14 protein-coding genes are annotated in these 14,472 nt (G+C 71.2%); 7 read left to right on the top strand and 7 right to left on the bottom strand.

Annotated elements, in window-relative coordinates; translation table 11 throughout:
* Positions 1-18 precede the first annotated feature (18 nt).
* The 5 genes from OIE53_RS10880 (at position 19) to OIE53_RS10860 (ending at position 4,405) form a co-directional block, all read left to right on the top strand.
* Entirely contained in the window at positions 19-363 is a 345-nt protein-coding gene (locus OIE53_RS10880; protein ID WP_327026483.1) for a PAAR domain-containing protein, read from the top strand.
* Between the two features lie 5 nt (positions 364-368).
* Complete coding sequence (locus OIE53_RS10875) at positions 369-791, top strand: GPW/gp25 family protein (RefSeq protein WP_327026482.1); 423 nt, start codon at positions 369-371, stop codon at positions 789-791.
* On the top strand, positions 791-2,740 hold the full coding sequence (locus OIE53_RS10870; RefSeq protein ID WP_327026481.1) for a putative baseplate assembly protein: 1,950 nt from the start codon (positions 791-793) through the stop codon (positions 2,738-2,740). Before OIE53_RS10875 ends, OIE53_RS10870 begins: the two co-directional genes overlap by 1 nt.
* 32 nt (positions 2,741-2,772) lie before the next feature.
* Positions 2,773-3,351, top strand: coding sequence for a phage tail protein (locus OIE53_RS10865; RefSeq protein ID WP_327026480.1), 579 nt, complete (start codon positions 2,773-2,775; stop codon positions 3,349-3,351).
* Positions 3,352-3,535: 184 nt separating this feature from the next.
* Positions 3,536-4,405: an NADase-type glycan-binding domain-containing protein gene (locus OIE53_RS10860; protein ID WP_327026479.1), complete on the top strand. Its 870-nt coding sequence runs from the start codon at positions 3,536-3,538 to the stop codon at positions 4,403-4,405.
* 15 nt (positions 4,406-4,420) lie between these two features.
* Here the strand turns inward: OIE53_RS10860 and OIE53_RS10855 are convergent, their stop codons facing one another.
* The 3 genes from OIE53_RS10855 to OIE53_RS10845 form a co-directional block, all read right to left on the bottom strand.
* The gene (locus OIE53_RS10855; protein WP_327026478.1) at positions 4,421-5,116 is read right to left on the bottom strand and encodes an AfsR/SARP family transcriptional regulator; all 696 of its coding nucleotides are present in this window, start codon (positions 5,114-5,116) and stop codon (positions 4,421-4,423) included.
* Between the two features lie 313 nt (positions 5,117-5,429).
* Positions 5,430-8,372 carry a helix-turn-helix transcriptional regulator gene (locus OIE53_RS10850; protein WP_327026477.1) on the bottom strand — a complete coding sequence of 981 codons (2,943 nt, stop codon included), beginning with the start codon at positions 8,370-8,372 and terminating at the stop codon, positions 5,430-5,432.
* 191 nt (positions 8,373-8,563) lie between these two features.
* On the bottom strand, positions 8,564-10,021 hold the full coding sequence (locus tag OIE53_RS10845; RefSeq protein ID WP_327026476.1) for an SDR family NAD(P)-dependent oxidoreductase: 1,458 nt from the start codon (positions 10,019-10,021) through the stop codon (positions 8,564-8,566).
* A 174-nt stretch (positions 10,022-10,195) separates the two neighbouring features.
* Between OIE53_RS10845 and OIE53_RS10840 the strand changes: the two genes are divergently transcribed.
* Positions 10,196-10,663, top strand: coding sequence for a hypothetical protein (locus OIE53_RS10840; protein ID WP_327026475.1), 468 nt, complete (start codon positions 10,196-10,198; stop codon positions 10,661-10,663).
* Between the two features lie 62 nt (positions 10,664-10,725).
* On the opposite strand, the gene OIE53_RS10835 is transcribed toward OIE53_RS10840, so the two are convergent.
* Genes OIE53_RS10835 through OIE53_RS10825 form a run of 3 tightly spaced genes read right to left on the bottom strand, consistent with a single transcriptional unit; the run spans position 10,726 to position 12,118 of the window.
* A complete protein-coding gene (locus tag OIE53_RS10835; RefSeq protein WP_327026474.1) occupies positions 10,726-11,229 on the bottom strand; it encodes a DUF2199 domain-containing protein in 504 nt (167 codons plus the stop codon).
* Between the two features lie 58 nt (positions 11,230-11,287).
* Positions 11,288-11,938 carry a hypothetical protein gene (locus tag OIE53_RS10830; RefSeq protein ID WP_327026473.1) on the bottom strand — a complete coding sequence of 217 codons (651 nt, stop codon included), beginning with the start codon at positions 11,936-11,938 and terminating at the stop codon, positions 11,288-11,290.
* Positions 11,939-11,962: 24 nt separating this feature from the next.
* Complete coding sequence (locus OIE53_RS10825) at positions 11,963-12,118, bottom strand: hypothetical protein (RefSeq protein ID WP_327026472.1); 156 nt, start codon at positions 12,116-12,118, stop codon at positions 11,963-11,965.
* A gap of 220 nt (positions 12,119-12,338) precedes the next feature.
* Here OIE53_RS10825 and OIE53_RS10820 point away from each other — a divergent pair, with 220 nt between their 5' ends.
* Entirely contained in the window at positions 12,339-14,057 is a 1,719-nt protein-coding gene (locus tag OIE53_RS10820; protein ID WP_327026471.1) for a hypothetical protein, read from the top strand.
* 13 nt (positions 14,058-14,070) lie between these two features.
* On the opposite strand, the gene OIE53_RS10815 is transcribed toward OIE53_RS10820, so the two are convergent.
* Positions 14,071-14,445: a hypothetical protein gene (locus tag OIE53_RS10815; RefSeq protein ID WP_327026470.1), complete on the bottom strand. Its 375-nt coding sequence runs from the start codon at positions 14,443-14,445 to the stop codon at positions 14,071-14,073.
* Positions 14,446-14,472: the final 27 nt, after the last annotated feature.

Below are 14,472 nucleotides of genomic sequence, written 5' to 3'. Positions count from 1 at the left end.
AGAGCAAGGAGAGACGCGATGCCACCAGCAGCCCGGATCGGGGACCGGATCGGCCACGGCGCGCCCACCGGTACCGTCGGACCGCCCGGCACCGGCGCGCCGGTGCCGGCCGCCGGACCCACGCTCGGCGTCTCCAGCGTGCTGATCGGCGGCCTGCCAGCCGCAGTGGTCGGCACGCTCTGCACCTGTCCGGTCCCGCCGCCGCACCTGGCCCTCGGCCCGGGCAACGTCGTGCTGCCCGGCCCGCCGTCGGTACGCGGACAGGTGCTGATCGGTGGCTTCCCCGCCGCCCGGATGGGGGACCGGACCACCTGCTCGGCCACGATCCTGACCGGCGCCGCCAGCGTTCTCATCGGGGGCTGAGCGAGGTGGCGGAGCAGTTCATCGGCGCAGGTTGGGCGTTCCCGCTCCGGTTGGACGCCGGCGGCGGCATCGCCCTGGTCAACCGGGAGCGGGAGATCATCGAGGCGATCCGGCTGATCCTCGGTACCGCCCCCGGCGAGCGGCCGATGCGTCCCGAGTTCGGCTGTGGGGTGCACGACTACGTCTTCGCTCCGGCGGACGAGAACACCGCCGGGCAGATCGCCTTCGAGGTGCGGGCTGCGCTGGACCGTTGGGAGCCCCGGATCGAGGTCACCGACGTGCTCGTGGGCTTCGACGAGGTGCAGGCGGGCACCCTCTACATCGACATCCGGTACCTGGTGCGGGGCACCAACGATCCCCGCAACCTGGTTTTCCCGTTCTACGTGATCCCGTCGCACGACGGGCCCGAGACGGAGGCGAGGAACTGATGGCCCTGCCCGCGCCGAACCTCGACGACCGTCGCTTCCAGCATTTGGTCGACGACGCCAAGCGATTCATCCAGCAGCGCTGTCCGGAGTGGACGGACCACAACGTCTCCGACCCGGGCGTCACCCTGATCGAGGCGTTCGCCCAGATGACGGACGAGCTGCTGTACCGGTTGAACCGGGTGCCGGAGAAGAACTACCTGGCCTTCCTCGATCTGATCGGCGTCCGGCTCTTCCCGCCGACCGCCGCCCGGGCCGACCTGACCTTCTGGCTCGCCGCCCCGCAGGCCGAGGCGGTGCTGCTGCGGGCCGGTACCGAGGCCAGCACGGTCCGTACCGAGACGGAGGAGGCAATCGTCTTCACTACCGCCGCCGACCTGGCGATCGTGCCGTGCGAGCTGGTCCACCTGCGGGTACACCCCGCGGACGGGCCGGCGGCCGACCGTACCGACCAGGTGTGGGACGGCCGGGACGTCTCCTGTTTCGCCGACCCGCCCGCGGTCGGCGACGCCCTGCTGCTCGGCCTGGACTCGGCGGTCCCGTCCTGCGCGGTGGTACTGCGCCTGGAGAGCCGGGTCCAGGGCATCGGTGTCGACCCCCGGCAGCCGCCGCTGCGCTGGGAGGCGTGGGACGGCGCCGGCTGGGTGGAGTGCGAGGTGGACAGCGACTCCACGGGCGGGCTCAACCGGCCCGGCGATGTGGTGCTGCACGTGCCGGCCGGACACACCACCTCCACGGTCGGCGGCCAGCGGGCCGGCTGGCTGCGGTGCCGGCTGGTGGCGGCCGAGCCCGGCCAGCCGTTCTACTCGGCGTCGCCGACGATCCGGGCCGCCTCGGCCTTCACCGTCGGCGGCACGGTCGCCGGGGTGCACGCCGAGACCGTGGTCGGCGAGTCCCTAGGCGAGTCCGAGGGGGTGCCGGGGCAACGCTTCCGGGTGCTCCGTCCGCCGGTGATCCCGGACGACGAGCCGTTCGTGGTCGAGGTCTCCGACGGCACCGGCTGGCAGGAGTGGGTCGAGGTGGACGCCTTCGGCGGCACCGGTCCGGACGAACGGTGCGTGACGGTGGACCGGACCACCGGCGAGGTGGCCTTCGGCCCGGCCGTCCGCGAACCCGACGGAACCCTCCGCCGGTACGGCGCGGTGCCACGCAACGGCGCCCGGTTGCGGGTCCGCCGGTACCGCACCGGCGGCGGGCGACGCGGCAACGTGGCCCGGGGCGCGATCTCGATGCTGCGCAGCTCGGTGCCGTACGTGAGCCGGGTGGAGAACCGGGAGGCCGCCGCCGGTGGGGTGGACGGCGAGTCGGTGCAGAGCGCCCGACAGCGGGGTCCGGTGCAGCTGCGGGCCCAGGACCGGGCGGTCACCGCGCGCGACTACGAGCTGATCGCCGGACAGGCGATGCCGGCCGCAGCCCGGATCCGCTGCCTGGCCGCCGGGGACGGCGCCGAAGCCGGCGGGGTACGCGTCCTCGTCGTGCCCGAGGCGGTCGCGGACGCGGGTGACCGACTGCGCTTCGAGCAGTTGATCCCGCCCGACGACATGCTGGCGACCGTCGCCGAGCACCTGGACGCCCGCCGACCCATCGGGGTACGCCTGGCCGTGGAGCCACCGTTCTATCAGGGCGTCACCGTGGCGGCCCGGTTGACCGCCCGGCCCGGGACGGCCGTCGAGCGGCTCCGGACCGCCGCGCTCGACGCGCTCTACGGCTATCTCAACCCGCTGCGTGGCGGGCCGGACGGGTCGGGCTGGCCGTTCGGCCGGCCGGTGCAGTCCGGGGAACTCTTCGGAGTGCTCCAGCATCTGCCCGGCGTCGCGTTGGTGGAGGAGGTGCTGCTCTTCACCGCCGACCCGGTCACCGGCCGGCGTGGTACGGCGACCTCCCGGGTGGCCCTCGACCGGCACGCGTTGGTCTTCTCCTACGAGCACCAGGTCCGGGTGGAGGAACACTGAGACCGGCCCCGGCCGGAGAGAGGAGCGTGGCGATGCGTGGCGCGGTGCCGGGCCTCGGCACACCACATCCGTTCGGCAGCCGACTGCCGGCGATCTACGGCAGCGACGAGCTGGCCGGACGACTGCTCGCCGCCTTCGACGAGGTGCTGGCTCCGGTGCACTCGACGCTGGACAACCTCGCCGCCTATCTGGATCCCCAACTGGCGCCGGCCGACTTCGTCGACTGGCTCGCCGGCTGGGTGGCGGCCGAGACGGCGCCGGGGTGGACACTGCGGCAGCGTCGCGAGGCGGTCGACAGCGCGGTGGCGCTGCACCGGGTACGCGGCACGGCTCGGGGCCTGGCCGAGCAGGTACGGACGGTCTTCGGGGTGCTGCCGGAGGTGACCGAGAACGGCGGTACGGTCTGGTCCTCGACTCCGGGCGGGCCGTTGCCGGGTTCGCCGGTGTGCGCCCTGACGGTGACCGTGCGGGTGGCCGACCCCGACCTGGTTCCGCTGGCCCGGCTGCGGGCTCTGGTGGAGGCCAACCGGCCCGCGCACGTACCGTGCGACGTCCGGGTGGTCATCGAGGACGGCCGGGTGGCCGGGGGTGACGACGATGGAACGCTGTGATCGGTGCGCGCCGGCCGAACCCGGCGGCGCGTTCTGCGCGGTCTGCGGATCATTCCTGGAATGGGAACAGGCCGGGAATGCGCCGCCTCAGGCAGGGGGCACGTCGCCTCCGGCGACGGACGCGAGAACCACGACGGACACGGGAACCACGGCGGACGCGGGAATCACGGCGGACCCGGGAACCGTGCCGGAGACCGGGAGCGCGCCGGACCGGCTGGCCGGCTCGGTCGTGGAGGCGGTCCAGCCGGCTCGGCCGCAGGCCCGCCGACCCGTGGTGCGACAACGTCCGCCCGAACCGGAGGAGGGTTCCGGCGATGTCGTCTGCCCGGTCTGCGCGACCGGTAACCCACGGGGCCGGAGGTTCTGCCGGCGGTGCGGGGCGGCCCTCGACTCCGTCCGGCCCGGACCGGCGGCCCCGGTCTCGTGGTGGCGTCGACTCTGGCGGGCCCTGATCCGTGGGGTGCGGTGGCTGGTCCGGCCCCGCTCGGGCGGCTGGGGGGTGGTCCACCGGATCGGCACCCTGCTGCTCATCTCCGCCCTGCTGGCCGGTCTCGGCTACGGCGTGGTCCAGCTCGGCACCCGGGCCAGCGACGCGGTACGTGACCGGATCGCCGATCCGGAACCGGTGAGTCCGGTGTCGGTGCGGGGTTCGAGCCAGGCGCGGAGCCACCCCGCGGAGTTGGTCGTGGACGGACTCAGCAACAGTTACTGGGCACCGGCGGCAAACGGCCCGGGCAGCGGCGAGTACGTGGAACTGGCCTTCAACACGCCGTTCCGGCTGCTCGACCTGATCATCCATTCCGGTGTGTCGGCCCAGCGCGACGTGTTCCTTCGACAGGCCCGACCGGCGGAGCTGGAACTGACCGTCTGGAACGGTCAGGGCGGGTCGGAGACCACCACGTTGCGGCTTGCCGACCAGGCAGGTCCGCAGACCTTCCGCCGGGTCTTCCCGGACGTGATGCGGATCCGGTTGACCGTCCGCCACAGCTACGGTGGTGCCGCCGACCGTCGTACCGCGATCGCCGAGGTGGAGATCTTCCGCCGCTCCTCCTGACGCTGAGGGCGGTTCTCACGCCGCCCAGGCCGGTCCGGACACCCCGAGCGTCCGCAACACCCGGCCGTACGCGCTGCGGGTCCGCGCGGCCGCCGCCGCATCGCCGGCACGCTGGTGCGCCTCGGCCAGCACCCGCCAGGCGTCGTCACGGAATCCGTCGATCTCCAGTCCGCGCCGTGCCGCCGCGACCGCCGTCGCTAGGTGCCCCGCCTCCAGTTCGAGCGCGGCGAGGGTCGCCGCCGCCTCCGCCGCCGACGTGCGGTAACGGTCGCGTTCGGCCACCACCCACTCGGCCGGTCCATCCTCCGGCAGCAGGTCGCCCGCGTACTGGGCGAGGGCCGCCCGCAGGGCAGCCGCCTCGGCGGACCGCTGCCCCGTACCGACCCTCCGGCGCCAGGCCGCGACCGCCTCCTCGAAGGAACGTACGTCGCAGAGCGCCGCGGGTGGCAGCGCCAGCCAGTAGGACTCGCCGTCACGCCGGAGAAAGGTGGACTCACCGCGCCGCACGCCGGGTTCGAGGAAGGCCCGAAGCGTGGAGACCCCGACGTGCAGACTGCGGATGCCGGACCGCACCGGTAGCTCCGGCCAGAGCCCGGACAGGATGACCTCGCGGTGCACCGGCCTCCCCCCGTGGGCGGCCAGAAAGCGCAGCAGGGCCCGGGCCTTCGGCCGTACCCTCGTCCAGTCCAACTGCCGCCCGGGGATCGTCAACTGGAACCCGCCGAAACAGCGCACCACTAGCGACGGACCGGGGCACCCGGACAGCGGCCCGACCTCCGGTGCCGGCCGTTCGGCCGCCCGGCTCCGGATCGTCTGGTGGATTGAATACCCCATCCTCGGAGTCCTCCGTCCTGGCGTCGGTCGCTCTCGCGTAGACCCAGCCTGGCTCAGCGGACCGCCACGGACATCGGCTAGTTGACGTGAGCCGCTACGGCCCCGGCGGTAGCCGGATCCCGACCCCCGGCAGTGTGCCCTGGCCTGAGGAGACCGGCCGGGACCGCAGGTCCGGCGCACCGACTCCACGTCAGATGACGGATGTCCCCGGCGGAGCCGTGCGTCGTGGCCCCCGAGCGGCCGGTGGTGTCCGGTCGTCCGGCTCCAGGACCGGAGACGGCCTCCGGTGCAACGCCTCACGGGCGATCTCCACCCGACTCCGTACGCCGAGCTTGCTCAGCACATGCGAGATGTGGGTCTGCACGGTACGCCGGGAGAGATACAGCTTTCGGGCGATGTCTGGCGTGGACCTTCCTTCGGCGACCAGGACGGCCACCCGGGTCTCGGTCGGGGTGAGCGCCTCCCAGCCGCGCTGGGCGCGGGCCGGCCGGGGGCCACGGACACCCCGACGGACGCCGGCCCGCCGTAGTCGTCCCTCGGCCCGACGGATGTCCCAGAGCGCACCGAGGGCGTCGTACCGATCGACCGCCTCACTCAGCAGCGTCCTCGCCTCCGCCTGCTGGCCGCCCCCGGCGAGCACCGCGGCCAGGTCCTCCAGCGTCCCGGTCAACTCCACCGGTGACCCGACCGATCGGTAGTACGCGACCGCCTCACGCAGCGGCGCCGGATCCTCGTCGAGCAGGCCCTGACACCGGCGCACCGCCGCGGCGGCCCGACCCGACGGGGACTCCGCCGCCGCCTCCGCCTGGCAGGCCTGCAACGCCGCCCGCGCCGCCGCCCGGTCGTCCACCGCCATCCCGAGTCGCACCAGTTCGGGCATCCACTGGTGGAGCAGGGTCATTTCGCCGGGTGCGCGTTCCAGGAGTGCCGACAGCAGCGACAGCGCCCGCGCCGGCTCCCCCTCCTGCTCGGCCGCGAGCGCGCGGGCAGCGAGCAGGAAGTCACGGTTCTCCCGGTCGGCGACGGTCCGGACGGGCAGCGCGAGACCCGCCCGGAGGTGCTCGGCCGCGGTGCCGTTGTCGCCACGGCGCCCGGCGATGAACGCGGCGACACCGTGCCAGAGCAACGCCGGTCCTCGCTCACGGAGCCCGGAGTAGGTGAGGCCGGTGGTGTCGCCGTCGACGGTGTCGAGTTCAGCCAGGGCGTCGTCCCACCGACCGAGCCAGTACAGCAACACGGCCGCGGTGAGCGGCGAGACGCCCTGACCGGATCCGGCGGCCCGCTGACCGAGGTCGCGGGCGCGGCGCAGCGTCACCTCGGCCTCCGGCCACCGGTCGAGGTTCTGCAGGCTGAAAATCCGACCGTCGAAGGCGAAGGTGCGCAGGTCGGTGTGTTCCGGTGCGTCGCCCAGCACCATCAGCGCCCGGTCGACGTAGCCGAGGGCGGCGTCGTGGTCACGCCGGATCGAGTGCGTCAGCCACAGGTCGGTCAACGCGTAGGCGATGGCGAACGCGTCCCCGGCCTCCTCTCCCACCCGCAGCGCCTGACGCGCGGTGCCGTCGGCGGTGTCCAACTCGCCGGTGCTGGCCCGCTCGAACATCGACAGTGAGGCCAGCAGGCGGGCCCGCCACACCGCCGGCACGTCCGGGCGGCCGAGCGCGCTTCGGAGCACGTCCACGGCCTCCTCGTTGCGGCCCTGGTGGAACAGTGTGCGGGCCAGTATCGAGGACATCTCGACCTGGTGTTCCGGCTGGGTCGCCAGGGCGAGCGCCTGCCGGGCCCGGTCGGCGGCCTCCGGATGGCGCCCAACGCCGAGCAGTACCCGGGCGAGTTCGACAGTCAGCGCGACCCGGTCGGTCCGGTCGAGTTGGCTCGCCTCCAGTTCCCGCTGCAGGAGTTCCAGCGCGATGTCCGGAGCCCTCGCGGCCAGTGCCGGCGCCGCCTCGACCAGCCAGGTACGGGTCCACTCGTCTCCCGGCCGGCCGGCCGCCAGTAGTTGTTGGGCCACCCGCAGCGGTTCGGCGCCTGCGGACACCAGGGCCTTCGCCGCCTCGCAGTGCAGCGCCGCCCGCAGCGCGGCCGGCACACTGTCGTACAGGGCCTGACGGATCAACGGATGCCGGAAGGCGAGCTGGTCGCCGACCCCGACGACGATGCCGGCGGCGACCGCGTCCTGCAAGCCCTCTGCCAGGTCGCTGGCCGTACGGCGCAGCAGCGCGGCAAGGTCGGTGACCGCGAACTCACCGCCGAGCAGTGACGCCGTGCGCAGCATCTGGGCGGTCGGCACCGAGACCACACTGAGCCGGTCGCTCAGCGCGGCCGTGAAGGAGGCCGGAACCCGTTTGAAGGCGTCGTCGGAGAGTTCGCCGTCGGCCAGCGCGGCGCCGACCGGCTGCTCCCGGGCCAGGGCGTCGAGCAGTTCACGCAGGTACAGCGGATTGCCCATGGCCCGCCCGAGCAGGCGGTCGAGCGCGGGTCCCGGCGGCACCCCGAGCATTCCGGTGACCAGCGTACGGACGTCGTCCGCGTCGAGCGCGCCGACCGGAAGCAGGGTGCCGCCCCGGCGTAGCGTCGCCGCCCGCAAGGTCTGCACGTCCTGACGGGCCGGCACCGGACGGGTAGCGCTGACCAGTAGGAGTGGAAGTTCCTCCGCGGCCAGGGCGAGCCGGTGCCACAGCATCAGCGACGCCTCGTCCGCCCATTGCAGATCGTCGAGGACCAGCACGGTGGGAGTGTCGGTGGAGAGCTCGTCGACCAGTGACACGAGCATCTCTGTGGCGGTGTAGGCGATGTCGTCCGCGGCGAACAGCCCCGGTCGGTGGTCCTGGAGGAATTCGGCGATCCGCGCCCGGCGGGGGTCCGGCGAGCGCGGTCGCACCTGGAGGCAGTCCAGCATCACCCGCAGCGGAAAGCGGTGGGACAACTGGTCTGCGGTGCCCCACAGCAGTTCGTTGGGCCGCAGCCCGCCGCTGGTGAGCCCGGTGGCCACCAGGGTGGACTTGCCGATGCCGGCCTCACCCTCCACCCAGAGCACCGACCCCTGGCCCTGACGGGTGGCCTCGACGGCCGTGTGCAGTGCCGCCAGTTCCTTCTCCCGGCCGGCCCAGACGCTGGGCAGCTCAACTGGGAACATGACGGCGACACGCGTCCGAAATGGGAAAAGGGGCGACCATCACGGGCATATGCTAGCCGATGAGTTCGGACCATCCATCAACGGCCACTGATGTAAAAATGTAACAAGCAGCTATTCAAAATTGTTGCGCGTTAAAGAGTCCGGAGCGCCGGCTGCGGCCACCTGGAAGACACGGCGGGTGGGTGGGCTGATCACCAGGGGCTGGGTGCGTAGTCCTTGAGGAAGCAGCCGTACAGGTCTTCGCCCTGTTCGCCCCGGACGATCGGGTCGTAGACCCGGGCCGCGCCGTCGACCAGATCCAGCGGGGCGTGGAAGCCGGCATCCGCGAGCCGCATCTTCGTCGGGTGGGGCCGCTCGTCGGTGATCCAGCCGGTGTCGACACTGGTCATCAGGATGCCGTCGGTCAGCATCTCCTGGGCGCTGGTGCGGGTCAGCATGTTCAGCGCGGCCTTGGCCATGTTGGTGTGCGGGTGTCCCGGCCCCTTGTAGCCGCGGGCGAACTGACCCTCCATCGCCGACACGTTCACCACGTACTTGCGGCGGGCCGTCGCGGCGGCCATCGCCGGTCGCAGCCGGCTGACCAGCACGAATGGCGCGGTCACGTTGCACAGTTGCACTTCGAGCAACTCGACCGGGTCCACCTCGTGCACCCGCTGCACCCAGCTGTTGACCGGAGCGAGGTCCGGCACCAGGCCGCCGGCGTCGATGGCGGTGGCTGCCGCGATCCGTTCCGGCGACGCGGAGCCGCTGGTCAGCGCTAGCGCGGTCAGCGCCTGCGGGGTGATCGCCGCGTGCGGCCCGGCGGCCAGACCGCCGGCCACTCCGCTGCTACCGGCCGGTTTGGCGAAGGTGATCATCTCCGGCAGTGGGCCGTCCGGCAGGGCGGCGGCCTCCGCGGCGACCAGTTGGGCGTACGCCTCGGGAGAGCGGCGGACGGTCTGCGCCGCGTTGTTGATCAGAATGTCGAGTGGCCCCTGGTCACTGACCGAGTCGGCGAGGGCGATCACCTGCGCCGGGTCGCGCAGGTCGATCCCGACGACCCGGAGGCGGTGCAGCCAGTCCGCGCTGTCGGGCATCGCGGTGAACCGGCGGACCGCGTCGTGCGGAAACCGGGTGGTCACCGTGGTGTGCGCGCCGTCGCGGAGCAGCCGCAGCGCGATGTACATGCCGATCTTCGCCCGGCCGCCGGTGAGCAGCGCCCGCCGGCCGGTCAGGTCGGTACGCGCGTTACGGCGCTCCCGGTTGAACGCGGCGCAGGACGGGCAGAGCTGGTGGTAGAAGGCATCCACCTCGCGGTAGCGCTGCTTGCAGATGTAGCAGCCACGCGGGTTGTGCAGGACACCGGCCGTGGTGCCGGTGGTGGGGGAGGCCAGCGGGACGCCCTGCGTCTCGTCGTCGATCCGCCCCGGAGCGCCGGTGGCAGTGGCGGCCGTCACCGCCTCGTCGGCCGCAAGGATGGCGTCCCGCCGTTCCGTACGGCGCCGCTGCTTGATCATCTTGTAGAGCTTCGCGGTGGCACGTTGCACCCGCATCACATCGGGATGATCCGGAGGCAGATCCTCCAAGGCCGCAAATACGCTGAGACAGGTCTCCAGCTGACTGCGGTCGATGCCGCTGTGACCGTTTTCGGTAGTGATGTCTGCCGTCATGCTGTCGCTGTCTCATCCGTTCCTGCGCCGGATCCACCCCGGCCCACCCCAAGTCCGACCAGGAACTGTACGCAACACTTCGCCTTTGACGCATGCCGCGTCGGCTCAGCAGCCCAGCGGACCGCCGGAGCAATGATTGATCAAGCGTGACCCCTGTCGGGCATGCTGGGGACCGTGAGCGACGGGTACATCCGTTTGATCCCGACCGACCGGCAGTGGCAGCCCACGCCCGAGTGCGCCGCGGCAGCGACAGCGTACGTGGCTCGGCTCTTCTCCGGCCCCGAGGACGACGTCGAGGAAGTCCAGTACGAGTTCTACGACCAGGTGACCCTGATCGACGCCGGTGGGAACACCACCCGGATCTCCTGCGCGAACTGCGACGGCGACCTCGACGTGGAATGGTTCCACGACCTGATCGAGGAGCACGGTGAAGGGCTCGCCGGCACGAAGGTCTCTGTGCCCTGCTGCGGCGCGCACGTCTCCCCGGACTCGCTACGCTACGACTGGCCGGTCGGGTTCGCCCGATTCGAGGTGAGCGCCATGAACCCGACTCGTGCCCAGTACGAACTCAACGCCGAGGAGCTCGCCGAGGTCGCCGCACTTCTCGGTCACCCTGTCACCCAGATCCTCGCTCATTACTGACGCCGGGGGCGCCGCACACCATCCGATCCATGCCTGACCCCCGCGCGTCAACGGCGAATGCGTCACTGATGCAGCAGCAACTCGGCTATCTCCTGCACCCGGGCCACCGTGATGCCGGTGCGCTGTTCCACGGCCAGCGGATGATCAGTCGGTTCGAGCACCACATGCGGCCGGGTGCCGACCGGCTCGGTGTGCACCTCAGTCTTGAGATTCAGCGTCTGCACCGGGTAGACCGGAAGTTCGGTGGACAACCAGCCGAAGTACGCCGGCTCCTGCTCTCGGCCTGGCGTCGTCCACAAGTCCATGGTGCGACCAAAGTTGTCCCTGCTCAGCGACACCCACACACCCCAGTCGAAGTCCTGGTCGGCGTCGACGACGGGAATGACCAGCCGTGCCCGGACGAAGTAGTGCTGCGCGTCGATGACGCAGATCTCGTCTTCCAGGACGCTGCGCTCGTCGCCGTCGTACTCGTCACGCCAGTACACCGGTGCCGACGCGCCGTAGGAGAAGGCCAGCCCGTCATGGCGCTGTCCGCAGCCCTGGCACACAAACCCATGGTCGATCACGGCATGACGCTACCGCCGCCCCCCGACAGCCGATCGCGAGACGTCCGCCCGGCAAGTCTCAATCATTGTGCGTACGAAGAAAGTCCTGGAGCCTGCTGTGCCGAAACTCGTACACCGGCCCGGTCTGGCGCAGCACTCTCCGCCGATGAGCGTTGGCAAGGAAGCGCATCAGCCGCCAGGGCAGCGCCCCGGTCAATGCCAGCCGCACATGAATCAGGCAGAACCAGCCCCACGCGGTGGAAGTCAGGGTGTAGCCGATCCATGCCGCGGCTCCGACGGCAATACCGATCACGACGGCGACGACGTTCACCGCCTGTTCCATCTGTATCTGACTCAGATCGACATCGAGGTACATTCCCGCTATCCCGCCCACCAACAGGTGCGGCGGCAACGCCAGCAGCGCTGCGAACCGGTCCTGCCGTAGGACCGAAATCGGACTGGCCGTCCGTTCGACGGGCGCCGGAGCGCTGAGCCAGCGGTACAGAGCCGCCAACAGCACGGCGCTGACACCACCGGCTCCGGCCAGACCGACGAAGGCGAACGCAGCCACCACGATGATCCTGCGCCACCCCGCATCAGGCGGCAGCGTCACCATCGAGCCGATCCAGCCTCCGAACAGTCCTCCTGAAATGGCCAACAGGCGCCCTGGTTCAAGCACCGACACCGCCGAGTGGAGTTTCCACCACACGAACTCCCGGCCCTCTCCCATCAGGCGGAGCCAGTACGAGCGCGACTATGTTGGCGTACCCGGCAGGCGTGCCACCTCGTCATCATCGCCGCTGGCAAACGCCTTCAGCAGTAGCCCGACCGCATAGAGCATGATCGCTATGGACAGCGAAACCAGGGTGAGGCCTCTGAGTCGTCGCCGCTTGGCAGGTCCCCAGTCCATGACGGGCATCATGCCACTGCCGCGCTCCACTCCCGGTGCCCTGCAAGGACCGGATCAGTCTGCCTTCGCGCCGAATATGGCTATGGCGACGTATTCGCGGAACTTCATGGCATCCGCGAGACCGCATCGGTCTTGTTCATCTTGTCGCATGCTCCTGGTAGAAGTGCGACATGCCCCCACTAGGTGCTACCTCACTGGCGCACGAGTGCAGATTCCGACCGTGATGAGTACCCCCGCCGAGGTCGATCGTCTGCTCACCGCCGCCGACGAGATGACCGCGCGAGTCGGTCTCGGCCCGGACACCCGTACGGCCGTCGAGCGGGCCGTTGCCGCAGCCCGTCGTCTCGGCGATCCGGGGCGTCTGCTGCACGCCCTCGGCCGCGCGACTCTCAACCTCTCGCTGGAACGGCTCGCCGACGGCGGTGACGTCGCCGAACTTCGGGAGCAGGCCGAGGAACTCCTAGCCCTCGCCGGTGATCTGCTCGCCGATCCGGAGCACTATGCCGACGCCGTGATCCGTACCGTGCAGGCGGGTCAGATCCTGGCCGCCACCGGGCTGGCCGATCGCGGGCGCGACATCATCGAAGGAGTATGGCGGCTGGTCGACCCCCGGCCCACCGACAGCCTCGACGCGCGCCGTGCCCGGACTGCGGCACTGACCGGGCTGGTCACCATGCGAGGTGAGGCGGACCCTGGCGTCCTGGGACCGTTGGCCGCCGAGCTGGTCGACCTCCAGCGTGGCCTGGCCCGCGACACCGGGGACGCGGCCGCCCTGATCGACCTGATGGACGCCCTCGAAATCTTCGCGCGGGTAGCCGACACCCTGGGGCGGCCGGACCTGATGCGGGTGGCACTGACCGAGCAGTACTCCCTGGTTCAGATGTTTCAGGGCTCGGGAGCGCAGAAGCGACTCACGCAGATTGAGGCGTCGCTGGCGCAGCTGCCCCAAGCCGTACCGGAAATGCTGGTGATCCCCGGCCCCGGCGCATGGCGGCTGCGCGGCTCCTACCTGGATCTGCTGGCCCAACCCCCACCTACCGACATCATCGCCGGCGGATTCGCGGCCCGGCTGGCAGCGGAGTCGCGGGTGACCCACCCCGCAACCGGCAACCATCCGCCCGCCGACCTGTCGGCGATCACCGACTACGCCGCCAGACTCGACCACGGAATCTCGCTGTCCTATGAGGAACGACCAGCCGAAGCCGACCGCGTCCTGGCCGAACTCGCCGACGAGTTGAGCCTGTACGACGGGACGACATCGGAGCCGACCCGCAGTGACGCCCGACGTCTCTGGGCCGCAGCCCTCTACCAGCGCGCGATGCTCCGACACCAGATCGGTCACAGCGACGACGCCTGGGACCTCGCCTGGCTGTCCGTAGTCGTCGCCGTCCGACGACACGAGAGCCTGCCGGCACAGGACACCCTGATCGACGCGATCACCCACATGATCGACGCTGCCACGGTCGCGGATGCCGCCGGACGCCCTCAGGACGCCGTCATGCTGTGGTCCGAGGTCGTCGACCGCTGCGCGGACGCGGACAACCCACGGCTGCGCCGACTGCTCGGCGTGGCCCTGCACAACCTCGCCGCCGCGCTCCTCGAACGCCGAGAGCCCGCGAGCGCGACACCCTTGGCCGAACGCGCCTGCGCCATCCGCCGTGAACTGGCCAGGTCAGGCGACCAGCACGCGGTCTGGGAGTACGCGAACACGCTGCTGCTCATCGCCCGTCTGGCAATCGAGCGGCAGAACTGGCAGATCGCCGTCGAACACCTGGCCATCGTGGGGCCGCTGCTGATGGCCATGCCGCAGCGCCCGGAAGAGATGCTCGGGCTTGCCGCAAGGCTCGTCCGCGAGGTCACCGCCCAGGCACCGGGCATGGTGCACCGGGCCGTCACCAATGGCTCCTGGCCCTATCAGACCTGGACCCCATCCGCGTAGCTCCCAGACGGAGTCAGGAACCCGTGCCGGGACCCGGCGGATTCGTTGACGGGAAGGGGAAAGGGCTGATCGGGACCGGGCTGGCCAGGCCCGGCGGCGGAGAGGGGTGAGGACTGACCGGGACCGGGCTGGGCAGGTCCACTGGCGGGGACGGGACCGGGCTGGGGAAGCCGGCCGGCGGGGACGGGTCCGGGCTGATCGGGACTGGGCTGGGGAGGTCCGCCGGCGATCGGTCGGCGGGTACGGACGGCGGCGGGCCGTCCCGGGTCACCGCCAGGGCCAGCGGCGTGCCGACCATGAGGGTGGCGACGGCGCCCGCCACCCCCACCGAGACGGTGAGGGTACGACGCCTACGCGCCCGAGCGACGGCGGAATCTGTCAGATTCATCGGGACTGCCTCCTCAGCAAGATCGGT

It is taken from the genome of Micromonospora sp. NBC_01739 (genome assembly GCF_035920385.1).
GTDB lineage: Bacteria > Actinomycetota > Actinomycetes > Mycobacteriales > Micromonosporaceae > Micromonospora.
Note: the sequence above shows the minus strand (reverse complement) of the source record. Positions and strands in the feature narration are given on the sequence as shown.

Bases quoted from the DNA above. Each gene is read 5' to 3' on its own strand.
- OIE53_RS10825 (WP_327026472.1), bottom strand. From the start codon at position 12,118: ATGGACTGGGGACCTGCCAAGCGGCGACGACTCAGAGGCCTCACCCTG.
- OIE53_RS10865 (WP_327026480.1), top strand. From the start codon at position 2,773: ATGCGTGGCGCGGTGCCGGGCCTCGGCACACCACATCCGTTCGGCAGC.
- OIE53_RS10850 (WP_327026477.1), bottom strand. From the start codon at position 8,372: ATGTTCCCAGTTGAGCTGCCCAGCGTCTGGGCCGGCCGGGAGAAGGAA.
- OIE53_RS10815 (WP_327026470.1), bottom strand. From the start codon at position 14,445: ATGAATCTGACAGATTCCGCCGTCGCTCGGGCGCGTAGGCGTCGTACC.
- OIE53_RS10845 (WP_327026476.1), bottom strand. From the start codon at position 10,021: ATGACGGCAGACATCACTACCGAAAACGGTCACAGCGGCATCGACCGC.
- OIE53_RS10880 (WP_327026483.1), top strand. From the start codon at position 19: ATGCCACCAGCAGCCCGGATCGGGGACCGGATCGGCCACGGCGCGCCC.
- OIE53_RS10870 (WP_327026481.1), top strand. From the start codon at position 791: ATGGCCCTGCCCGCGCCGAACCTCGACGACCGTCGCTTCCAGCATTTG.
- OIE53_RS10830 (WP_327026473.1), bottom strand. From the start codon at position 11,938: ATGGGAGAGGGCCGGGAGTTCGTGTGGTGGAAACTCCACTCGGCGGTG.